The following is a 19,138-nucleotide window of genomic DNA, read 5'->3' as shown; positions in this document are numbered from 1 at the left end:
CTGCTCCTGGGGTGGTGAGGCGTTAGCTACCGGTGGCCTTGGTGTAGGCCGCCACGTCGGCGTCGAGGTTGTCGAGCACGGTGGTCCAGTCCGGGTGCAGGACGGTCACGTCCTTGATGGTCGCGGCCGGGGAGGGACCGGTGCCGGTGGCCGGGGCATTGGCCAGATCGGTGCGCGAGGGGATGGCGAACACGTCGGGCAGTGACTTCTGCACGTCGGCCGAGAGCAGGAACTCGAACAGCTTCTTGGCGGCGTCGGCGTGCGGCGCACCCTTGGCCATGCCCATCAGGTACGGCAGCGAGACGGTCGAGCGCTTTCCATCGGCGGAGGCCGGGAAGAAGACGTTGAACTTGGAGCCGTCCTTGACGCTGTCCAGGTTCATCTGCACGTCGCCGTTGGCGACCAGCAGCTCACCCTTGTCGACCTTGGCCTGCAGCTTGCCGGTCGAGGACGACGGGCCGACATTGTTGGCCTGCAGCTTGGCGAGGTAGTCGAGCGCGCCCTGCTTGCCCAGCAACTGCTGCAGCAGCACCAGCACCGCGGTGCCGTCACCGGCCTGGCCGGGGGTGGAGTACTGGATCTTGCCCTTGTAGTCGGGCTTGAGCAGGTCGTCCCAGGTGATCTTGGTGGTGTCGACGGAGGGGTTGGCGATGAAGCACAGGTAGTTCCCGGCCAGCGACACCCACTTGCCGTTCGCGTCCTTGTCGGCCGCGGCGATCGCGCCGGTGTCCACGCCGCTGGCCTGCAGCAGACCGGACTTGTCGGCCTTCTGGATGAACGGCGGCAGCGCGACCATCAGGTCGGCCTGCGGATTGGACTGCTCCTTCTCCACGCGGGAGACGACCTCGCCGGAACCGGCCTCGACATAGTTGACCGAAATGCCGGTCTGCGTCTTGAACTTCTCGAAGACGGGCTTGTACCAGTCGCCGAGACCATCGGCGGAGTAGACGGTGACCGTCTTGCCGTCCTTGGCGTCGCTGCCGGTGCCGCCGCAGGCGGTGAGGCTGAAAGCGACCGCGGTGGCGGAGGCGACAATCAGAGCGGATCGGGCGATGGTGCGTGCGAGGCGGTTGTTCGAATTACGCACGGTGACTGCACTTTCAGTTCAGGGGACGGTCGAGTCGTAGGGACGGTGGGTACTCCGCCGGGGCGGCGGAATTCTCTAGCCGCGCTCGGCCAGCAGCAGCTGCGCGAACTCGGTGACGGAGGGAACCACGTGGGTCGCACCGGCGGCCCGCAGCTGCTCCTCGTCGTGCGCGCCGGTCAGGGTCCCGGCCACGATGCGGGCCCCGGCGGACAGCCCGGTGCCGATATCGCTGGCCGTATCGCCCAGCACCGCAACGCGATCCACGGCGTCGATGCCCAGCCGCAGCACGGCGGTGAGCACCATGTCCGGGTACGGGCGGCCGCGCCCGGCGTCGGAGGGGGCGAGGGTGAGGTCGGCGATCTCGTTCCAGCCCAGGGCATCCAGCAGCTTGTCCTGGGTCTCGCGGCTGAACCCGGTGGTCAGCGCCACCTTGATGCCCGCCGCCCGCAGCGCCGAAATAGCCTCGGCGGCACCGGGAATCGGGACGACGCCGGTCTCGCTGGCGAGTTCGGCGTAGGCGGCCTCGAATTCGGCGTTGGCCCGCTGCGCCCGCTGTTCGTCCCCGCCGGTGAGCGCGCGGAAGACGACGATCTTGGACTGGCCCATGGTGTCGATGACGTACTGGCGGGCGGCCTCGCGCTCGGGACCCTGCTCGGGAATGCCCGCCGCGGTGGCGGCCCGCTCGAAGGCGCGGATCACCAGGCCGTCATCGGAGACGGTGGTGCCCGCCATATCGAGCACCGCCAGATCGATCTGCTTGTCGGACACGCTGATTCCTTCGCTGGTCGAGTCAGAGGTTGAGCAGGTCGGCGGTCTGTTCGCCGATCGCGGGACCCAGCGTCATGCCGCGCCCGCCCGGCCCGGTGACGACCCACACGCCCTCGGCGGCCCGCGCGCGGGTGACGATGGTCCCCGGATCGATGGACTGGCTGTACACGCCCGCCCAGCGCCGCACGATCGGCGGCAGCTTGCGGCCCAGCAGTTCCTCCATCACACCGGTGAGGTGCTCGTAGGGTGCCTCGTCCACATCGAAGGTGAACGGCTCGTCGTACTCGTGGGTGTCGCCGATGGTGAGCCCGCCGTGCAGGCGCTGCACGGCCAGCAGCTGCATCTTGTGCTGGGCGGCCGTGAAGGGCTGCGCCTCTTCGCGATTCAGCTTGTCCAGCTCCGGGCCCGCGAAGGCCGGGTAGTAGCGGAAGCTGTCGCCGTCGGCGATGGCGGTGGTGAGCGGCTCGCCCAGGGGAGCGGTCTGCATCATCTGCAGGCGCACGCGTCGCACCGGAATGTCGCCCACCAGTTCGCGAGTCAGGCCGGAGTGCGCCGCACCGGGGCAGACCAGGACCAGATCGCCCTCGTGGCGGCGGCCGCGATCGTCGATGACGGTGGTGCCGGTGATGGCGCGCGCCTCGGTTCCGGCGAAGAAGGTGTAGCGCTCGCTGGCCTCCATGTAGCGGCGAAGGGCGGGCAGCGCCTGGCGCGACTCCACGGCGGCATCGGTCGAACAGTGCAGGCCCGCAAGGAATTTACCGCGCAGCGCCGGGTTGATCGCGCGCACCTTGTCCGGGTCCAGCAGTTCGAAGCCGCGCTCGGCGGCCGACGGGCTCGCCATGGCGGCCTCGGCCACCGCGAGCTCATTGTCGGTGCGCACCAGGGTGATCGAGCCCGCGGGCCGGAAGCCAACGCCCGGCACCTTGCCGCCGATCTCCTCCCACAGCTGCCGGGACCGCAGCGTGAGTTCCAGTTCATTGGCGCTGCGCCCCGACACCCACACCAGACCGAAGTTGCGCACGGTCGCGCCGCGCGCCTCCACCTCGCGTTCGAGGTGGATTACTTCGTGGCCGCGGCCGATGGCGGCGAGAGCGTGGGCGGTGCCGAGGATCCCTCCGCCGATGATGACCAATCGCATGACCAACATCCTGGGCAATGGTCTAGACCTAGGAGTGTTTCGTGTGGAAACGCTAGGTTAATAATTGGTATAGACCAATCTTGTGTACGCTGGGGGTATGGAGACGAGGGAGGCCGCCGGGGTGGAGAACCAGCCAGATTCCGTGCTCACCGGCGGCGATGCGCGCCTGCCCAAGTCGTATCGCGTGCGCGCGGAGCTCGAGGAGTTGCTGGCCGAGCTGTCCGAGGGTGATCCGCTGCCCTCGGAACGCGAACTCGCCCTGCGCTGCGGTGTCGCCCGGGAAACCGTACGCCAGGCGGTGCGAGAACTCCTGGTGGAGGGGCGAATTCGCCGTCAGGGGCGCGGTACCGTGGTCTCGCGGCCGAAGATGGTGCAGCCCTTGTCGCTGCGCTCCTACACCGAGGGGGCGTTGAAGTTCGGCCGCACGCCGGGGCGTCTGCTGGTCGGCTGGAACGATGTGCCCGCCGATCCGGACGTGGCCCGGGATCTGGGTGTCGCGCCGGGCACCGTGGTCACGCACCTGGAACGAGTCCTGCTCGCCGACGGTGAGCGCATCGGGCTGGAGAGCACCTGGATGCCGTTGCCCCGCTTCGCCTTCCTGCGCGAGTTCTACGACCCCACCACCTCGCTCTACGCGGCGACCCGCTCGCGCGGGGTGGTCTACATGTCGGCGACCGAGCGGATCGAGACCATGCTGGCCTCCCCGCGCGAGGCCGCGCTGCTGGAATGCACCACGGCCCTGCCGATGCTGCTGCTGCACCGGCGCAGCGTCGACGCGGAGGGCTCGCCGATCGAACTCGTGCGGTCGCTGTATCGCGGCGACCGCATCGCGTTCCAGGCGACCCTGCGGGATTACTGACGCTTACCGCGCGGCGAGGGTGCCGTCGAGCCAATCGAACAGCCGCTGCAGGGTGAGCAGCACCGCGCCGGTGTGGCAGTGTTCGCCCGCACCCTCCGCCTCGGTGCCGGTGATCAATTCCTTCTTGCAGGTGAGTGCCTCGTACACGCGCGCGGCCTCACCCTGGAAGAACAGGTCGTTCTCGGCGTCGAAAACCAGTGTGGGACATTGGATCTTGTCGGCGATACCGGCGAGGGTGTAGTTGGCGGTCATGCGCACGTACTCGGCGGGCGAGGCCGCGCCGAAGGTCCACACGCCATTGCGCAGTGCCCAGCGCAGGGTGGTGTTGTGCGTCATCATCAGCGCGGCAACGGCATTCGCCTCCGCGTCGCGGCCCTGTGCGATCCACTCGGACAGGAACGGCGGCATCATCCGCTCGTGCGCGTAGTGGTAGTCGAACAGACCGTCGTCGAGAATGAGCGCGGCGAGCCGGTGTTCGAAGGCCGCCGCGCGGGCGGTGAGGTAACCGCCGAGGCTGTAGCCGAACAATGAGATTCGCGCCGGATCGATCTCCGGCCGGGTGAGCGCGAAGTCGACGACCGGGGTGATGACGGCCTCCCAGTCATGTCGGAAGGTCAGGCCCTGTTCGCGAATGACCGCGCCCTGGCCGGGTCCGTCGAAGGCCAGCACGTGGTAGCCGCGCGCGATGGCCCCGGCCGCGAGCGCGAAATACGACTCCTCGAGGGTGGAATCGAAGCCGCTGGTGAAAATGACCGTCGGGCGCGGCGTGCCGGTGTCGTCGGCCAGGTACAGGTAGCCCGGAAGCGTGGTGTCCTGGTATGGAATCTCGACCGGCAGCACCGGGGTGTCCATGAGTTGCGCCGCGGCCCAGAAGGTTTCGCGCGACAGCCGAGACAGCTCGCGGGCCTTGGGGTCGTGCGCCGGATCGTCGCGGCGGTAGAACTCGGCGGTGCGGTAGTAGTTCGAGGCGCGCAGCAGCGCCTCGCGGGCGCTGACCCGGTGGCCCGCGCTCGCGCTGGCTTCGCCGATGGCCTGGGCGCGGCGGGCGGTGGCCTCCCACTCGCGCAGCCAGGCGTCCTCATCGCCCTCCGGGATGCGGGCGGCGGTGGCGAGCACCTCGCCCAGTTCCGCGCCGCCGTAGCAGGCGAACCCGGCGGCACGCAGCGTCTCGTAGGCGAAGGATTCATCGTCGAAGAGGAATTTCATGGCTTCTACCTCGCTCTTTACGTCGATACGACACCGTTTCGTCGTATGGGAAGAACGGTAGACCGATCGACGACGAAACGCAACCGTTTCGTCGTTGCTAGACTGCGGCGCATGAGCGACGAATCCGGTTCCCGCACCCGCAAACCCGCGGGCGCGGCCGTCATGCAACCGCAGGTGACCGCGGCCATTCGCGCGGCGGCCTTCGAGGAACTGGCCGAGGCCGGGTACGGCAAGCTGTCCATGGAGGCGGTGGCCCGGCGCGCGGGCGTGAGCAAGCCGACGCTCTACCGCCGCTGGTCGAGCAAGGAAGACCTGGTGACCGCGCTCATCTCCGAGGTCGCCATCGACGCCGCCGACTCCCCGGACACCGGCACCCTGCGCGGCGATGTGCGGGCCTTCCTCGAAGTCTCGGCGCAGGCGCTGACGAATCCCCTAGTGGCACGCATCATTCCGGACCTGTTAGCACAGGCCGTGCGGGTGCCCGCGCTGCGGGAGGTCATGCAATCGGGCATCGGTCGCTCGCGCCGAGCCAAGGTCGCGCGGATCCTGCACCGCGCCATCAGCCGGGGCGAACTGCCCGAGACGCTGAATATCGAACTGGCCCTGGACTTCCTGGGCGCACCTTTGTTCCTGCGCGTCATGCTCGGCGGCGACCCCACCGCCCCCGACTACCTCGACCAACTCACCGACATGCTGCTCACCGCCTTCGGGGCGACCACGCCCTGAAGTCCGGCGAAACAAATTCGGCCCGGTCATGCAGACCGGGCCGAATTCGTTGTCGCTCAACGCACCTGCGGTGCCACCTTCGCACCGAACAGCTCGATATTGGCGAGCACCTTCTCATGCGGCAACGTGCCCACGCTGCTGTGCAGCATGAACCGATCCAACCCGAGCGTGTCGCGAACGTTCGCGATCTTCTCGGCCACATAATCCGGCGTGCCCACGAACAGCGAACCGCTCTGCGAGCGCAGCGCGTCGAACTGCTGCCGCGTCATCGGACCCCACCCGCGCTCGCGCCCGATGCCGGACATGGCCCGCGCGTAGGAGGCGTAGAAGTCCGACACCGCCGCCTCGTCGGTCTCGGCGATGTACCCGTGCGCGTGCACCGCCACCGGCTGCGGCTCGTGCCCGCCCTCGTCGAGGGCGCGGTGGTACAGATCCACCAGCGGCTGGAACCGCGCGGGCTGCCCGCCGATGATGGCGATGGCCAGCGGCAGGCCCAAAAGCCCGGCGCGCACCACGGATTCGGGGCTGCCGCCGACCGCGATCCACACCGGCAGCGGCCGATTCTCGGTGCGCGGATAGACAATGGCGTCCTTCAAAGGCGCGCGGAACTTGCCCGACCAGGTGACCGGCCCCTCCTCGCGAATCTTCAACAGCAGCGCCAGCTTCTCCTCGAAGAGCTCGTCGTAGTCGTTGAGGTCGTACCCGAACAGCGGGAACGATTCGATGAACGACCCACGGCCCGCCATCAATTCGGCCCGGCCGTTCGACAGCCCGTCCAAGGTCGAGAAGTCCTGGAACACCCGTACCGGATCATCGGAGCTGAGCACCGTCACCGCGCTGGTGAGCTGAATCCGCTCGGTGCGCGAGGCGGTGGCCGCCAACACCATGGCGGGCGAGGAGGCCGCGAAATCCTTGCGGTGATGCTCGCCCACGCCGTACACGTCCAGCCCGGCCCGCTCGGTCGCCACCGCTTCCTCGACCACCTGCCGCAGTCGCTCGCCCGCGGTCGGCACCGGCCCGTCGCCGCCGACGGGATGCGTTTCCGCGAATGTCGTCAGTCCCAATTCCACGGCCGCAGCCCCTCTCGAGTCTCGTTTCCAAGCCAACTGGAAGCATAAACGGACCACGGTCCGGAAAGATTCCCCGGTGCCTCGGACCTGGGAATCCCACGATTCGGACCGGCAGATACTCTGGTAGCCATGTCTGTGCGCACCCGCAAGCCCCTCGTACCCGGCACGCAGTCGCCCATTCGCGAGGTCCCCAAGAACATCGAGCGACCCGAGTACGTCTGGAAGAAGACCGCCAAGGAAGGCTCGGAGCCTTGGGTGCAGACTCCGGAGACCATCGAGAAGATGCGGATCGCGGGGAAGATCGCGGCGCAGGCCCTGGAAGAAGCCGGTAAGGCCGTCGCGCCGGGGGTGACCACCGACGAGCTGGACCGCATCGCGCACGAGTACATGTGCGACCACGGCGCGTACCCGTCGACCTTGGGCTACAAGGGTTTTCCCAAGTCCTGCTGCACCTCGCTGAACGAGGTCATCTGCCACGGCATCCCGGACTCGACGGTCATCGAGGACGGCGACATCGTCAATATCGACGTGACCGCCTACATCAATGGCGTGCACGGCGACACCAACAAGACCTTCCTCGCCGGTGACGTGGACGAGGAGGTGCGCCTGCTGGTCGAGCGCACCGAGGAAGCGACCATGCGGGCCATCAAGGCGGTCAAGCCCGGTCGCGCCCTCAATGTCATCGGTCGGGTGATCGAGGCCTACGCCAACCGCTTCGGGTACGGCGTGGTCCGCGACTTCACCGGCCACGGTGTGGGTCCCACCTTCCACTCCGGCCTGGTCATCCTGCACTACGACCAGCCCGCCGTGGAGTCGGTCATCGAGCCCGGCATGACCTTCACCATCGAGCCCATGATCAATCTGGGCGGCATCGACTACGAGATCTGGGACGACGGCTGGACCGTGGTCACCAAGGACCGCAAGTGGACCGCCCAATTCGAACACACACTCGTCGTCACCGACGAAGGCGCAGAAATCCTTACTCTCCCGTGAACATCGCAATGCCCCAGCGGGGCACCAGAACTCGCGCCCTCGGCTCCCGCGGCCCCCGGCGCAAGCCCGCCCGCTTCCTGCCCCCGAACCCCCGCGACGAGGGCCTGGGCGCCATGCGCGCGACCATGCGCCGCCACGTCGAACTCGCCGCGGGCCGCCCGGTCGACGACCCCGACAAGCCGGAGGGCGTCACCGCCGACAGCGGCGATGCCTACGTCGACCGCGACGCCTACCGCGGCAGCGGCCGCGACCACTACGTCTACCGCCCCCGAGCGGAGTACAGCACCCGGTGAAGGGTGCTCTGCTCGTCGCGGGAACCACGTCCGACGCCGGGAAAAGCGTTGTCGTAGCGGGGCTTTGCCGAATGTTGGCGCGGCGCGGCATTCGTGTCGCGCCGTTCAAGGCGCAGAACATGTCGAACAACTCCGTGGTGACGCTCGACGGCGGGGAGATCGGGCGGGCGCAGGCATTGCAGGCTCGGGCCGCCGGGCTCGAGCCGAGTGTGCGATTCAATCCGGTGCTGTTGAAGCCGGGGAGTGATCGGCGCTCGCAGCTCGTGGTGCGGGGCAAGGCGATCGACACCGTGGGGGCCAAGGATTACTTTCGGCATCGGACCGCGCTGCGGGCGATCGTGGCCGAGGAATTGGCTTCGCTGCGGGACGAATTCGATGTGGTGATCTGCGAGGGGGCCGGGTCGCCCGCCGAGATCAACTTGCGGGCAACGGATTTGGCGAACATGGGGTTGGCTCGGGCGGCGGATGTTCCGGTCGTGGTGGTGGGTGACATCGATCGCGGGGGAGTCCTGGCGCATTTGTTCGGGACGGTCGCGATTCTGGAACCCGAAGACCAGCGGCTGATTTCCGGGTTCATCATCAATAAATTCCGGGGGGATGTGGATTTGTTGCGGCCGGGGCTGGACCAGCTCACGGCGCTCACCGGGCGGCCCACTCTGGGGGTGATTCCGTTCGCGGAGGAACTCTGGATCGATGCGGAGGACTCCCTCGGCACCGTGGCGGACGCCCCGGTCGGGCGACCGCGCCCGCCGCTGGGCACCGAGTGGCTGACCGTCGCCGCCGTTCGCCTGCCGCGCATCTCCAATTCCACCGACGTCGAGGCATTGGCCTGCGAACCCGGAGTTTCCGTCCGCTGGGTGAGCGATCCGTCCCGCATGGCGGGAGCCGACCTGGTCGTGGTGCCGGGCAGCAAATCCACGGTGAGCGATCTGGAATGGTTGCGGCGCAGCGGGATTGCCGACGCCCTCACCGCCCGGGCCGCGGCAGGCGCGCCCATTCTCGGCATCTGCGGTGGCTACCAAATGCTGGCCCGCACCATCGTCGACCCGGTCGAATCCGCCGCGGGCACCGTCGCGGGCCTGGGTCTGCTGGACCTGGAGATCGAATTCGCCGACCCGAAGGTATTGCGCCGCTCCAGCGGTCGTGTCCGGCATCATGCGACCGCCGGGGGTAATAACGATCTCCCGGTGCACGGCTATGAGATCCACCACGGCCGCGTCACCCGCACCGGCGACACCCCCTGGTTCGAACTGGACGGTCTCCCCGAAGGCAGTGTGCGCGAATCGATCTGGGGCACCCACCTCCACGGTGCCTTGGAATCGGACGAGTTTCGCCGCGCCTGGCTGCGCCGCGTCGCCGAGCGGGCGGGCCGCACCGGTTTCGTTGTCGCCGAGGATGTTTCGGTCGCGCAGGTCCGCGCCAGCCAGCTCGACCTGCTCGCCGACCTGATGGAAAAGCACCTCGACGCAGACCTTCTCGACCGCCTCATCACCGAGGGAGCCCCCGCGAATCTCCCCGTCCTCACCGTCGGTAAGTGACCGGCGTCACAGCAATCCGCCCGAGTCGCGGTCGGCCCCTCGCCGCCTCCTGTAGCGTGATTGACCATGGAATCTCGGCGGATCACGGTCGGTGACCGCGAGTGGGCGGTGCGAGTCGGCGGACCCGAAACACGGCACCACGTCCTGCTGCTACCCGATGCGGGTGATCCGGCCGATGTTTACGACCAGGTCTGCGCCCGGCTGCAGACCTCGGACCTGCACACCATCGCGATCGAATCGATCGACGGTCTCGACGCCACCGCGGTGTTCGCCATCCTCGACCAGCTGAAGGTCCCGTGGGCCAATCTGGTCGGCAGCGGCGCGGGCGCGGAATTGGCCTGGCAGTTGGCCGCGCGCGGCTTCGGCCGCTTCATGAGCTTGATCGTGGCCGGTGGCGGGCATCCCGCCGCGCCCGGCACCGACGGCACCGTCAAGGACGCCTCCTGCCCGCCGGTGGAGATCCCCACCACCCTGCTGGCCACCAAGCGCCTGCCGCGCTCGGTGGCCGAGGGTTCCAGCCGGTTCGTCTACGGCGAATTCCGGCTGGTGCCCATGGATGTCACCGATGTGGCCGCCGAAGCGGGCCACGAGCTGGCCACCGAAGTGGTGCTACGCACCAGCTTCTGGTGACTTCCCCAGCCACTCCAGCCAGGAATCGAGCTCGGCGAACGCCTGTGCGCGCGGGGTTTCCGAGGACAGGAACACATCGTGCCGCGCGCCCTCGATCGGCACGATATTGGTCCGGTCGCCCAGGCAGCCCGACCAGCGCTGAATCTGTTTGACGTCCAGCACCAGATCGGCCAGATCGGCGGCGGGCCCGTACTCGCGCATGAACTTGGTCAGCTTGGACCGCAGGATCAGGGCGGGGACGCCGATATCGAGGCCCTTGTGCAGCCGGAACTGCCCGCGACGAATGGCCCGCAACCAGCCCGCGTGAACCGCGTAGCCGCTCAACGGTTTCCAGTCCAGGTTGTAGTCCCACTCCCCGGAGACGCTCTTGTGCAGGCTGTCGCCGTAGGCGGTGGAGACGCCGAGCGGAATCTTGGCGAACGCGCGCAGTCGGCCCAGCCCCTCCAACAGCGGCGTGCCGATCGAGCGGTAGTAGCCCGGCCCCTGCAGATCGAACCACGGGCTGTTCAGCACCAGCCCCGTAATCCCTTGCGCCGCAGTGCCTCCCGCGGACTGCAGCCGGTTCAGCCACAGCGAGGTGACCAGGCCGCCGGTCGAATGCGCCATGACCAGCACCGGCAGGCCGGTTTCCTCACGCACGATCTTCAGCGCCCGATTCAACTCCACGTCGTAGAGTGCCAGGTCCGACACGAAGTGCGGCGTCTGCCCGCTGCGCTGTGAACGTCCACATTTGCGCAGGTCCAGCGCGTAGAAAGCATGGTCTTGGGCGGCCAGGTGCTGGGCCAGGTGTTCCTGGAAGAAGTAGTCGGTGAATCCGTGCACGTACAGCACGGCCCGGGTGGCGACCGGGGCGTCGGCCGGGGTGTAGCGGACCAGCGTGGCGACCACATCGCCCTCGCCGTCCGGATCGGGTCCCATCGGAATCGTCAGCTGCTGGTAGTCGTCGCCCAGCACGTCGGGCTGCCAGGTGCCGGGCAGGGTGGCGTCGGGCGGCGTGGTGTCCGACGGCGAGGTGGTGGATGACGTATCGGAGGTCACAAGCCCAAGATAGACCGCGCCACAACGATGTCCATTTGGGAGGGATCTCTCACATTCGGGGATTTCGAAGGGGGATTCGGGAATGCTCAGGGGCAGAATTAGGCTCAAGTGAACGACGGGTAACCTAACTCCCACCTGGTGACCCATTCAAGGACAAGGAAGTCGACGAACGCCGTGTCGAACGCTGCCACGATTGAAAAGACCGATGTAGTACTGATCGGCGCAGGCATCATGAGTGCCACCCTCGGTGCCTTGCTCCGACAGGTGCAGCCGGACTGGTCGATCAATATCTTCGAGCGCCTGGACGAGGCGGCCGGAGAGAGCAGCGATCCGTGGAACAACGCCGGTACGGGCCACTCGGCCCTGTGCGAGCTGAACTACACCCCGCAGAACGCCGACGGCTCGGTCGAGATCACCAAGGCCATCGACATCAACGAGCGCTTCCAGGTCTCGCGCCAGTTCTGGTCCTACGCGGTGGAGAACGGCGTCCTGGCCAACCCGTCGAACTTCATCAACCCCATCCCGCACGTGAGCTTCACCCACGGCACGGACGGCGTCGAATACCTGCGCAAGCGCCACGCGGCGCTGTCGCGGCATCCGCTGTTCGAGGGCATGGAATTCATCGACGACGCAGCCGAATTCAGTCGGCGACTACCGCTGATGGCCAAGGGCCGCGACTTCTCCGACCCGGTCGCCCTGAACTGGACCCAGTACGGCACCGACATCGACTTCGGTGAGCTCACCAAGGAACTGCTGGCCTACCTGGGCGCGTCCGGCGCGGACATCGCCTTCGGTCACGAGGTGCTCAACCTCACCAAGCAGTCCGACGGCTCCTGGCTGGTCAAGGTGCGCAATCTGCGCAGCCGCAAGGTGCGTGTGATCAACGCCAAGTTCGTGTTCGTGGGCGCGGGCGGCGGCGCGCTGCCGCTGCTGCAGAAGTCGGGCATCAAGGAGATCGCCGGTTTCGGTGGCTTCCCGGTGTCGGGCCTGTTCCTGCGCTGCACCAACCCCGATCTCGTCGCCAAGCACGAGGCCAAGGTGTACGGCCAGGCGTCGGTCGGCGCGCCGCCGATGTCGGTGCCGCACTTGGACACTCGCGTCATCAATGGCGAGAAGGGGCTGCTGTTCGGCCCCTACGCCGGGTGGACGCCGAAGTTCCTCAAGGACGGCAAGATGACCGACCTCATCAAGTCGGTGAAGCCGAACAACCTGTTCTCCATGCTGGGTGTCGGCGTCACCGAGATGGGTCTGGTCAACTACCTGGTCTCCGAGCTGCTCAAGTCGCAGAACGGCCGCATCGACTCCATGGAGGAGTTCATCCCGCGCGCCGAGCTCGGCGACTGGGAGCTGATCATCGCCGGTCAGCGTGTGCAGATGATTCGCCGCAAGGGTATCGGCGGCGTGCTGGAGCTGGGCACCGCGGTCGTCGCGGCCGAGGACGGCACGATCGCCGGTCTGCTGGGCGCCTCGCCGGGCGCGTCCACCTGCGTGAGCGCCATGCTGGACGTCATGAAGCGGTGCTTCCCGCGCGAATTCTCCACGTGGGAGCCGAAACTCAAGGAAATGGTGCCGTCGCTGGGCGTCAAGCTGTCGGAGAATCAGGCCCTGTTCCGCGAGGTCTGGGACTGGTCGAGCAAGGCCCTGCAGCTCGATTCCGCCAACACGCCAAAGCACGCCGGTATCGCTTCTCACGCCTAGATGTGATAGCAAGACTCGATGATGTCAACGGTTGCTCTCAAACGGTCGTGGTCCCAAGACCTGGACACCGCGACGCTGTACAAGCTGTTGAAACTTCGGGTCGAGGTGTTCGTCGTCGAGCAGAAGTGCGCCTACCCGGAACTGGACGGGTTCGACCTGCTGCCGGAAACCCGCCACTTCTGGCTCGACGATGAGGGCGAGGTCATCTGCACCCTGCGCCTCATGGAGGAGCACGAGGACGGCGTGAAGTCCTTCCGCATCGGCCGCCTCTGCACCACCCCCGAGGCCCGCGGACACGGCTACACCACCCGCCTGCTGCAGGCGGCGCTCGCCGAGGCCGGTTCGGCCACGGTCCGCCTGAACGCGCAGACCTACCTCGTCGACATGTACACCAAGCACGGCTTCAAGGTGGACGGCGAGGAATACATCGAGGACGGCATTCCCCACATCCCCATGCGCCGCGGCTGAACCAAAACCAACGCCTTCATTGGACAACTTCGAGCGCCCGTCGTGCGATCCACGGCGGGCGCTCGGTCATTTCCGGGGCTGGACACCCCAGGGATCGTCGATGAGGATGCCCCAGGAGCCATCGGTTCGGCGGCGCATCACGTCGGTGCTGGTGGCCGACATGGCGATCGGCTGCCCGTCCGGCCGAGTTCCGTCGATCCGCCACGCGTTCACGACCGTGGCGATATTCCCGGCGATGACGGTCCGCAGCACATCGTTGCGCAGGACCGGATGGATCGCCGCGAGATCGGCGAGCGCCGAACGTATTTCGTCCCGCCCGGTCACCGGCCCGGTATTGGGCGAGTAGAAGAACACGGCGTCGGGTTCGTACAAGCTCGCCGCATCCGCGACTCGTCCCTCACCCAACGCGATGCTCAACAACACCAACACCTCTTCCGGAGTATTCGCCCGCATTCCTCCACCATCCGCCGACTGGCACACCCTGGAGGAGATTTGCCCGATTCCCCTCCAGGGTGTGCCAGTCGATGGGGCGCGGGCGGGTGGGGTGGGGGGTGTGCTTAGAGTTGGGGCGTGTCCGTTTCTCCTGTGGCTTACTCCGAAAGTGTTCGTGCGGCCGGTGATGAGGCCGGGTTTCCGTTCTCCGCGGTGGTGGGGCAGGAGCGGCTGCAGCTGGCGCTGATCCTGTGCGCGGTGCATCCCGGGATCGGTGGGGTGCTGGTGCGGGGTGAGAAGGGGACCGCGAAATCGACCGTGGTGCGGGCGCTGGCGCAGTTGTTGCCGCCGGTGGTGGACGAGTCCGGGGCGCGGCCCGCGCGGCTGGTGGAGTTGCCGGTCGGCGCGACCGAGGACCGGGTGGTCGGTTCGCTGGATTTGGAGCGGGTGCTGCGCGACGGGGAGCAGGCATTCAAGCCCGGCCTGCTGGCCGCCGCCCATCACGGCGTGCTCTATGTCGACGAGGTGAACCTGCTGCACGACCACCTGGTGGACGTGCTGCTGGACGCGGCCGCCATGGGCCGGGTGCACATCGAGCGCGACGGCGTCTCCCACACCCATCCCGCGCGATTCGTGTTGGTGGGCACCATGAATCCCGAGGAGGGCGAGCTGCGCCCGCAGCTGCTGGACCGCTTCGGCCTGACCGTCGACGTCGTCGCCTCCCGCGACGTGGACGTCCGCATGGCCGTGGTCCGCCGCCGCCTCGACTACGAGGCCGACCCGAACGCCTTCGCCGACCGCTACCGGGCCGCGGATCGCGAAGTGGCCGAACGCATTCTGACCGCCCGCGACCGGCTCGCCGAGGTGACTCTGGACAATGTCGAGCTGCGCCGCATCGCGGCCCTGTGCGCGGCCTTCGATGTCGACGGCATGCGCGCGGACCTGGTGGTCGCCCGCACCGCCACCGCCCACGCCGCCTGGCGCGGAGCCCCCGCGGTCACCGAGGCCGATGTGCGCGTCGCCGCGGAACTGGCCCTGCCGCACCGCCGTCGCCGCGACCCGTTCGACGAACCCGGGATCAGCGAGGAACAACTCGACGAGGCCATGGATCGGGCCGCGGCGGAGGCCGCGCGCGCCGAAGGGGATGACAGCCTGGGAAAAGGTGAAGCGGTCCCGCCGAATGACGGTGCGGGACCGCAGGATCTGGCGAACGGGCTGACCCCCGAGGACGCCGAAGCTTCTGCCGCAGAGCGGGATTCGCGCGATCGTGATGCCTCGGCCGACGGTCCGGATTCGGTCGGCGGCTCGGACACTTCACCGGGTGATCGGGATTCGGCCGATGGCTCGGACTCGCCGATCGGCGGGGATGACGGCGCGAACCTTCCGGATGGTGGACCGGATCCCTTTGGGGGAGGGCGGAATCCGGACGGTTCGAGCACCGACACCAATGCCCAGGGTGACCGCAACACCTCCGGTGACCGTCCCGCCCGCGAGGGCCGCGTCGCGGCACCCACCGCCACCCTGCCCAAGCCCCCGCGCTGGGAGGTCCCCGGCGTCGGTGAAGGCGCACCCGGCCGCCGTTCGCGCGCCCGCACCCGCCAGGGCCGGGTCGTCCAGGTCACCGACGACACCTCCACCGGCCTGCATCTGCTGGGCACCATCTTCGCCGCGGCCCCGCATCAGCACGAGCGTGGCCGCCTAACCGGCCCCCTCTCCTTCGCTCCTGGAGACCTGCGCGGCGCGTATCGCGAAGGCAGGGAAGGCAATCTGGTCGTCTTCGTGGTCGACACCTCCGGATCCATGGCCGCCCGCGACCGCCTCTCGGCCGTCACCAACGCGGTGGTGGCCCTGCTCCGCGACGCCTACCAGAGCCGCGACAAGGTCGCGGTCATCACCATGCGCGGCCAGCAAGCGGAACTCGTCCTCCCCCCGACCTCCTCGGTCGACATCGCCGTCCGCCGCCTGTCCGACCTGCGCACCGGCGGCAAAACCCCACTGGCGCAAGGACTCCTGAAGGCCCGCGACCTGATCCGCCGCGAACGCCTGCGCGACCCCCTCCGCCGCCCGCTGCTGGTCCTGCTCACCGACGGCCGCGCCACGGGAGGCACCGACCCGGTCCTGCGCGCCCGCGCCGCCGCCCGCATGCTCGCCCACGACGCCGTCACCGCCATGGTCGTCGACTGCGAACGCGGCATGATCCGCCTCGGCTTGGCCCGCGACATCGCCACTGAACTACGCGGCGGCTACCTCCAATTGACCGCCCTCACCGGCGATTCCGTCGCGGGGATAGTCCGCGCCACCCGGGCCGCGTAACCCGTCGTCCTCGCGCAGATCTGACCGTCGCTGAAATGCGCGGCGGCGGCTTACGATTGGGTGAGTCGGGCCGGAGACTTCAGCGCCGGATCGGCCAGAGTCACCCCGGGGGCGAGAACATGGGCTATTACACGCACGGCTGGGCCGAACCTCAGCGTGATATCTCCGATGTCATCGCGGCGGCGAAGGCGGCACAGGCTGCGAGGCGCGGGCGGGGCACTCCCGATGAATCCGGTGGCACCAAGACGGGACCCGGCACGGGCGGTCGTACTTCCAGCGGGCGCAATTATGGTGAGGCGGCCGTCGAGACAGCGGTGCACCTTCTCGGCCCGACGCCCGTTCCCGGCGCTGTAGTCGGTGGCATCTGGGGTGCGATCAAAGGCTTCTTCGACAACCTCTAGCGACCCGCGGTCCGGGCCGGGGGCCGTGGTGTCGTAGGCGTATGGCACCGTGATTCCCGGACTTGGTTGTCGTGGAAGGAGCTGGGGTCGATGCCGAAGGGTGTGCCGCTGCCGGAGAGCATTCCGGATGACGGGCTGACGACGCGGCAGCGTCGGAATCTGCCCGTCTTGGCGGTGCACACCGGGCCGGGCAAGGGGAAGTCGACCGCGGCGTTCGGCATGGCGTTGCGGGCGTGGAACCAGGGCTTCGATGTCGCGGTGTTCCAGTTCGTGAAGAGCGCCAAGTGGAAGGTGGGGGAGGAGGCCGCATTCCGAACCCTCGGTCAGCTGCACGACGAGACCGGTGTCGGCGGCGCGGTCGAGTGGCACAAGATGGGCGAGGGCTGGTCGTGGACGCGCAAGCAGGGCAGCGATGAAGACCACGCGGCCGCGGCGCTGGCCGGATGGAAGGAAATCCAGCGGCGATTGGGTGCCGAGGAGCATCGCTTCTACGTGCTCGACGAGTTCACCTATCCGCTCAAGTGGGGCTGGGTCGAGGTGGACGAGGTCGTCGAGACGCTGCGCAGTCGGCCCGGCAACCAGCACGTGGTGATCACCGGGCGGGACGCCCCGCAGGCGCTGATCGACGCCGCGGACCTGGTCACCGAGATGACCAAGGTGAAGCATCCGATGGACGCGGGCCGCAAGGGCCAGCGCGGCATCGAATGGTGAGCACACCCGCGGTGGTCATCGCCGCACCCGCCTCGGGCAGCGGAAAGACCACGGTCGCCACCGGATTGATCGGCGCACTGCGCCGGGCCGGGCACCGCGTCGCACCGTTCAAGGTGGGCCCGGACTACATCGACCCGGGCTACCACGGCCTGGCCGCCGGACGACCGGGCCGCAACCTGGACCCGGTGCTGGTCGGTGCCGACCGGGTGGTGCCGCTGTACCGGCACGGCAGCCGCGACTGCGATCTGGCCGTGGTCGAGGGCGTGATGGGCCTGTTCGATGGCCGCATCGACGAACACAACACCGAGCCCATCGCCGAGGGCTCGACCGCTCAGATCGCGGCCATGCTGGGCGCACCGGTGATCCTGGTCGTCGACGCGCGCGGCCACAGCCAGAGCTTGGCGGCCCTGTTGCACGGATTCGCCACGTACGACAGCGGAATCCGGCTCGGCGGCGTGATTCTCAACCGTGTCGGCAGCGAGCGGCACGAGCAGGTGCTGCGCGCGGCCTGTGCGCGTGTGGGTCTGCCGGTGCTGGGTGCGTTGCCGCGCATGGCCGAATTGGCCGTCCCGTCACGGCATCTGGGGTTGATTCCCGCCGTCGAGCACGGCTCGGCCGCGCAAGCCGCAGTGGATGCCATGACGGATCTCGTTGCGGCACATATTGATTTGAGTGCCGTGGCGGCATTGGCGGCGTCGAAAGCTGACGGACCCGTGTGGGATCCCGCGGCCGAGGTGACCGCCGAGGAGTCTGGCCCGGTGGTGGCGATCGCCGGTGGACCGGCATTCACCTTCGGCTATGCGGAACACCGCGAGCTGCTGGCGGCAGCGGGTGCGGAGGTTCGAGTCTTCGACCCGCTGCGTGATGAATTGCCCTCCGGTACGGCCGGTTTGGTCATCCCCGGTGGATTCCCCGAGGAACATGCCGCCGACCTCGCCGCGAACACGACCCTGCTCACCTCGATCGCCGACCGGGCAGCGCGCGGCCTCCCAATCCACGCCGAATGCGCGGGCCTCCTCTACCTGACCCGCACTCTCGACGGCCACCGCATGGCCGGAGTCATCGACGCCGAAGCCGAATTCGGCCCCCGCCTCACCCTCGGCTACCGAGATGCCGTCGCACTCACGGACTCCCCCCTCTGGAGCGCCGGTGAACGAGTCCGCGGCCACGAGTTCCACCGCACCCGCCTCACCACCCCCAGCTCCGCCGCCCCCGCCTGGGCCTGGCGCTCACCGTCCGGAGAAACCATCCGAGAAGGCGCAACCCCACACCGAGTCCACGCCTCCTACCTCCACACCCACCCCGCCGGAAACCCCACCGCCATAGGCCGATTCGTATCCGCCGCAGCCGATTTCGCCCAAACCCATGCCCCGGCGTGAGCTCGTAGTGGGCGTCGGGCTACGGCCCGGAACACCGGCCGACGAGATTGTGGCGGCGGTCCGGGAGGTAGTCGGCGATGCGGCAATTCGACAGCTGGCCACGATCGACCGACGGGCCGGAGAGCCTGGATTTCGTACGGCAGCAGAACAATTGGGAGCCGAAGCGGTGGCGGTCTCAGTCGTGGACCTGGAAGTGATCCAGGTCCAAAACCCCTCGACCCGAGTCGCGGCAGCATTGGGAACATCGAGTGTCGCTGAGGCTGCAGCCCTTTCGGTTAGTGGCGAAAAGGAATTGATTACATCGAAGACGATAGTCTCCGGCGTAGTTATCGCCGCAGCGCTATTTCGAAACACCAAGTAGTCTGAAATCCCTTATATCACAACGCAATT

General features: G+C 68.0%; 20 protein-coding genes. 13 read left to right on the top strand and 7 right to left on the bottom strand.

What is annotated here, in order from left to right:
- Positions 1-22: 22 nt before the first annotated feature.
- The 3 genes from VMT40_RS09970 to VMT40_RS09960 form a co-directional block, all read right to left on the bottom strand.
- The gene (locus tag VMT40_RS09970; protein ID WP_442789943.1) at positions 23-1,087 is read right to left on the bottom strand and encodes a 2-aminoethylphosphonate ABC transporter substrate-binding protein; all 1,065 of its coding nucleotides are present in this window, start codon (positions 1,085-1,087) and stop codon (positions 23-25) included.
- Between the two features lie 75 nt (positions 1,088-1,162).
- The gene (locus VMT40_RS09965) at positions 1,163-1,855 is read right to left on the bottom strand and encodes a phosphonatase-like hydrolase (protein WP_326357696.1); all 693 of its coding nucleotides are present in this window, start codon (positions 1,853-1,855) and stop codon (positions 1,163-1,165) included.
- 22 nt (positions 1,856-1,877) lie between these two features.
- Complete coding sequence (locus VMT40_RS09960) at positions 1,878-2,993, bottom strand: TIGR03364 family FAD-dependent oxidoreductase (RefSeq protein WP_326357695.1); 1,116 nt, start codon at positions 2,991-2,993, stop codon at positions 1,878-1,880.
- 97 nt (positions 2,994-3,090) lie between these two features.
- On the opposite strand from VMT40_RS09960, the gene VMT40_RS09955 reads away from it, so the two are divergent.
- Positions 3,091-3,852, top strand: a complete 762-nt coding sequence (locus tag VMT40_RS09955) for a GntR family transcriptional regulator (RefSeq protein WP_326357694.1) — start codon at positions 3,091-3,093, stop codon at positions 3,850-3,852.
- 3 nt (positions 3,853-3,855) lie between these two features.
- On the opposite strand, the gene VMT40_RS09950 is transcribed toward VMT40_RS09955, so the two are convergent.
- The gene (locus VMT40_RS09950; RefSeq protein ID WP_326357693.1) at positions 3,856-5,058 is read right to left on the bottom strand and encodes an alpha/beta hydrolase family protein; all 1,203 of its coding nucleotides are present in this window, start codon (positions 5,056-5,058) and stop codon (positions 3,856-3,858) included.
- Between the two features lie 111 nt (positions 5,059-5,169).
- On the opposite strand from VMT40_RS09950, the gene VMT40_RS09945 reads away from it, so the two are divergent.
- Positions 5,170-5,784 (top strand): TetR/AcrR family transcriptional regulator, encoded by a 615-nt coding sequence (locus VMT40_RS09945; protein ID WP_326357692.1) that lies wholly within the window; start codon positions 5,170-5,172, stop codon positions 5,782-5,784.
- A gap of 56 nt (positions 5,785-5,840) precedes the next feature.
- On the opposite strand, the gene VMT40_RS09940 is transcribed toward VMT40_RS09945, so the two are convergent.
- Positions 5,841-6,854 carry an LLM class flavin-dependent oxidoreductase gene (locus VMT40_RS09940; protein WP_326357691.1) on the bottom strand — a complete coding sequence of 338 codons (1,014 nt, stop codon included), beginning with the start codon at positions 6,852-6,854 and terminating at the stop codon, positions 5,841-5,843.
- Between the two features lie 129 nt (positions 6,855-6,983).
- Here VMT40_RS09940 and map point away from each other — a divergent pair, with 129 nt between their 5' ends.
- The 4 genes from map (at position 6,984) to VMT40_RS09920 (ending at position 10,308) form a co-directional block, all read left to right on the top strand.
- Positions 6,984-7,847, top strand: coding sequence for a type I methionyl aminopeptidase (map, locus tag VMT40_RS09935; RefSeq protein ID WP_326308811.1), 864 nt, complete (start codon positions 6,984-6,986; stop codon positions 7,845-7,847).
- On the top strand, positions 7,844-8,140 hold the full coding sequence (locus tag VMT40_RS09930) for a hypothetical protein (protein ID WP_326357690.1): 297 nt from the start codon (positions 7,844-7,846) through the stop codon (positions 8,138-8,140). The genes map and VMT40_RS09930 overlap by 4 nt, the downstream gene beginning before the upstream one ends.
- Positions 8,137-9,678 carry a cobyric acid synthase gene (locus VMT40_RS09925; RefSeq protein WP_326357689.1) on the top strand — a complete coding sequence of 514 codons (1,542 nt, stop codon included), beginning with the start codon at positions 8,137-8,139 and terminating at the stop codon, positions 9,676-9,678. The genes VMT40_RS09930 and VMT40_RS09925 overlap by 4 nt, the downstream gene beginning before the upstream one ends.
- Before the next feature lie 66 nt (positions 9,679-9,744).
- Positions 9,745-10,308: an alpha/beta fold hydrolase gene (locus tag VMT40_RS09920; RefSeq protein ID WP_326357688.1), complete on the top strand. Its 564-nt coding sequence runs from the start codon at positions 9,745-9,747 to the stop codon at positions 10,306-10,308.
- Here VMT40_RS09920 and VMT40_RS09915 read toward each other — a convergent pair.
- Entirely contained in the window at positions 10,288-11,226 is a 939-nt protein-coding gene (locus VMT40_RS09915; protein WP_326358560.1) for an alpha/beta hydrolase, read from the bottom strand. The two genes, VMT40_RS09920 and VMT40_RS09915, sit on opposite strands and share 21 nt — an antisense overlap.
- 294 nt (positions 11,227-11,520) lie before the next feature.
- Between VMT40_RS09915 and mqo the strand changes: the two genes are divergently transcribed.
- Positions 11,521-13,044, top strand: coding sequence for a malate dehydrogenase (quinone) (gene mqo, locus VMT40_RS09910; RefSeq protein WP_326357687.1), 1,524 nt, complete (start codon positions 11,521-11,523; stop codon positions 13,042-13,044).
- A gap of 18 nt (positions 13,045-13,062) precedes the next feature.
- Positions 13,063-13,512 carry a GNAT family N-acetyltransferase gene (locus VMT40_RS09905; RefSeq protein WP_040810874.1) on the top strand — a complete coding sequence of 150 codons (450 nt, stop codon included), beginning with the start codon at positions 13,063-13,065 and terminating at the stop codon, positions 13,510-13,512.
- Positions 13,513-13,578: 66 nt separating this feature from the next.
- Here VMT40_RS09905 and VMT40_RS09900 read toward each other — a convergent pair whose 3' ends face one another.
- Positions 13,579-13,965, bottom strand: coding sequence for a YybH family protein (locus VMT40_RS09900; protein WP_326357686.1), 387 nt, complete (start codon positions 13,963-13,965; stop codon positions 13,579-13,581).
- Positions 13,966-14,082: 117 nt separating this feature from the next.
- Between VMT40_RS09900 and VMT40_RS09895 the strand changes: the two genes are divergently transcribed.
- The 5 genes from VMT40_RS09895 (at position 14,083) to VMT40_RS39345 (ending at position 19,109) form a co-directional block, all read left to right on the top strand.
- On the top strand, positions 14,083-16,257 hold the full coding sequence (locus tag VMT40_RS09895) for a VWA domain-containing protein (protein WP_326357685.1): 2,175 nt from the start codon (positions 14,083-14,085) through the stop codon (positions 16,255-16,257).
- A gap of 119 nt (positions 16,258-16,376) precedes the next feature.
- The gene (locus tag VMT40_RS09890; protein WP_326357684.1) at positions 16,377-16,658 is read left to right on the top strand and encodes a hypothetical protein; all 282 of its coding nucleotides are present in this window, start codon (positions 16,377-16,379) and stop codon (positions 16,656-16,658) included.
- Positions 16,659-16,748: 90 nt separating this feature from the next.
- Positions 16,749-17,369 carry a cob(I)yrinic acid a,c-diamide adenosyltransferase gene (gene cobO, locus VMT40_RS09885; protein WP_326357683.1) on the top strand — a complete coding sequence of 207 codons (621 nt, stop codon included), beginning with the start codon at positions 16,749-16,751 and terminating at the stop codon, positions 17,367-17,369.
- The gene (locus tag VMT40_RS09880; RefSeq protein ID WP_326357682.1) at positions 17,363-18,748 is read left to right on the top strand and encodes a cobyrinate a,c-diamide synthase; all 1,386 of its coding nucleotides are present in this window, start codon (positions 17,363-17,365) and stop codon (positions 18,746-18,748) included. Before cobO ends, VMT40_RS09880 begins: the two co-directional genes overlap by 7 nt.
- On the top strand, positions 18,735-19,109 hold the full coding sequence (locus tag VMT40_RS39345; RefSeq protein ID WP_442789942.1) for a cobalamin biosynthesis protein: 375 nt from the start codon (positions 18,735-18,737) through the stop codon (positions 19,107-19,109). The genes VMT40_RS09880 and VMT40_RS39345 overlap by 14 nt, the downstream gene beginning before the upstream one ends.
- Positions 19,110-19,138 lie beyond the last annotated feature (29 nt).

It is taken from the genome of Nocardia sp. CDC160, assembly GCF_035818795.1.
GTDB lineage: Bacteria > Actinomycetota > Actinomycetes > Mycobacteriales > Mycobacteriaceae > Nocardia.
Note: the sequence above shows the minus strand (reverse complement) of the source record. Positions and strands in the feature narration are given on the sequence as shown.

What these genes read in the sequence shown, in the direction of transcription:
- cobO (WP_326357683.1), top strand. Translation starts at nt 16,749, where the DNA reads ATGCCGAAGGGTGTGCCGCTGCCGGAGAGCATTCCGGATGACGGGCTG.
- VMT40_RS09900 (WP_326357686.1), bottom strand. Translation starts at nt 13,965, where the DNA reads ATGCGGGCGAATACTCCGGAAGAGGTGTTGGTGTTGTTGAGCATCGCG.
- VMT40_RS09945 (WP_326357692.1), top strand. Translation starts at nt 5,170, where the DNA reads ATGAGCGACGAATCCGGTTCCCGCACCCGCAAACCCGCGGGCGCGGCC.
- VMT40_RS09915 (WP_326358560.1), bottom strand. Translation starts at nt 11,226, where the DNA reads ATGGGACCCGATCCGGACGGCGAGGGCGATGTGGTCGCCACGCTGGTC.
- VMT40_RS09950 (WP_326357693.1), bottom strand. Translation starts at nt 5,058, where the DNA reads ATGAAATTCCTCTTCGACGATGAATCCTTCGCCTACGAGACGCTGCGT.
- VMT40_RS09905 (WP_040810874.1), top strand. Translation starts at nt 13,063, where the DNA reads ATGATGTCAACGGTTGCTCTCAAACGGTCGTGGTCCCAAGACCTGGAC.
- VMT40_RS09960 (WP_326357695.1), bottom strand. Translation starts at nt 2,993, where the DNA reads ATGCGATTGGTCATCATCGGCGGAGGGATCCTCGGCACCGCCCACGCT.
- VMT40_RS09890 (WP_326357684.1), top strand. Translation starts at nt 16,377, where the DNA reads ATGGGCTATTACACGCACGGCTGGGCCGAACCTCAGCGTGATATCTCC.
- VMT40_RS09880 (WP_326357682.1), top strand. Translation starts at nt 17,363, where the DNA reads ATGGTGAGCACACCCGCGGTGGTCATCGCCGCACCCGCCTCGGGCAGC.
- map (WP_326308811.1), top strand. Translation starts at nt 6,984, where the DNA reads ATGTCTGTGCGCACCCGCAAGCCCCTCGTACCCGGCACGCAGTCGCCC.
- VMT40_RS09920 (WP_326357688.1), top strand. Translation starts at nt 9,745, where the DNA reads ATGGAATCTCGGCGGATCACGGTCGGTGACCGCGAGTGGGCGGTGCGA.
- VMT40_RS09955 (WP_326357694.1), top strand. Translation starts at nt 3,091, where the DNA reads ATGGAGACGAGGGAGGCCGCCGGGGTGGAGAACCAGCCAGATTCCGTG.
- VMT40_RS39345 (WP_442789942.1), top strand. Translation starts at nt 18,735, where the DNA reads ATGCCCCGGCGTGAGCTCGTAGTGGGCGTCGGGCTACGGCCCGGAACA.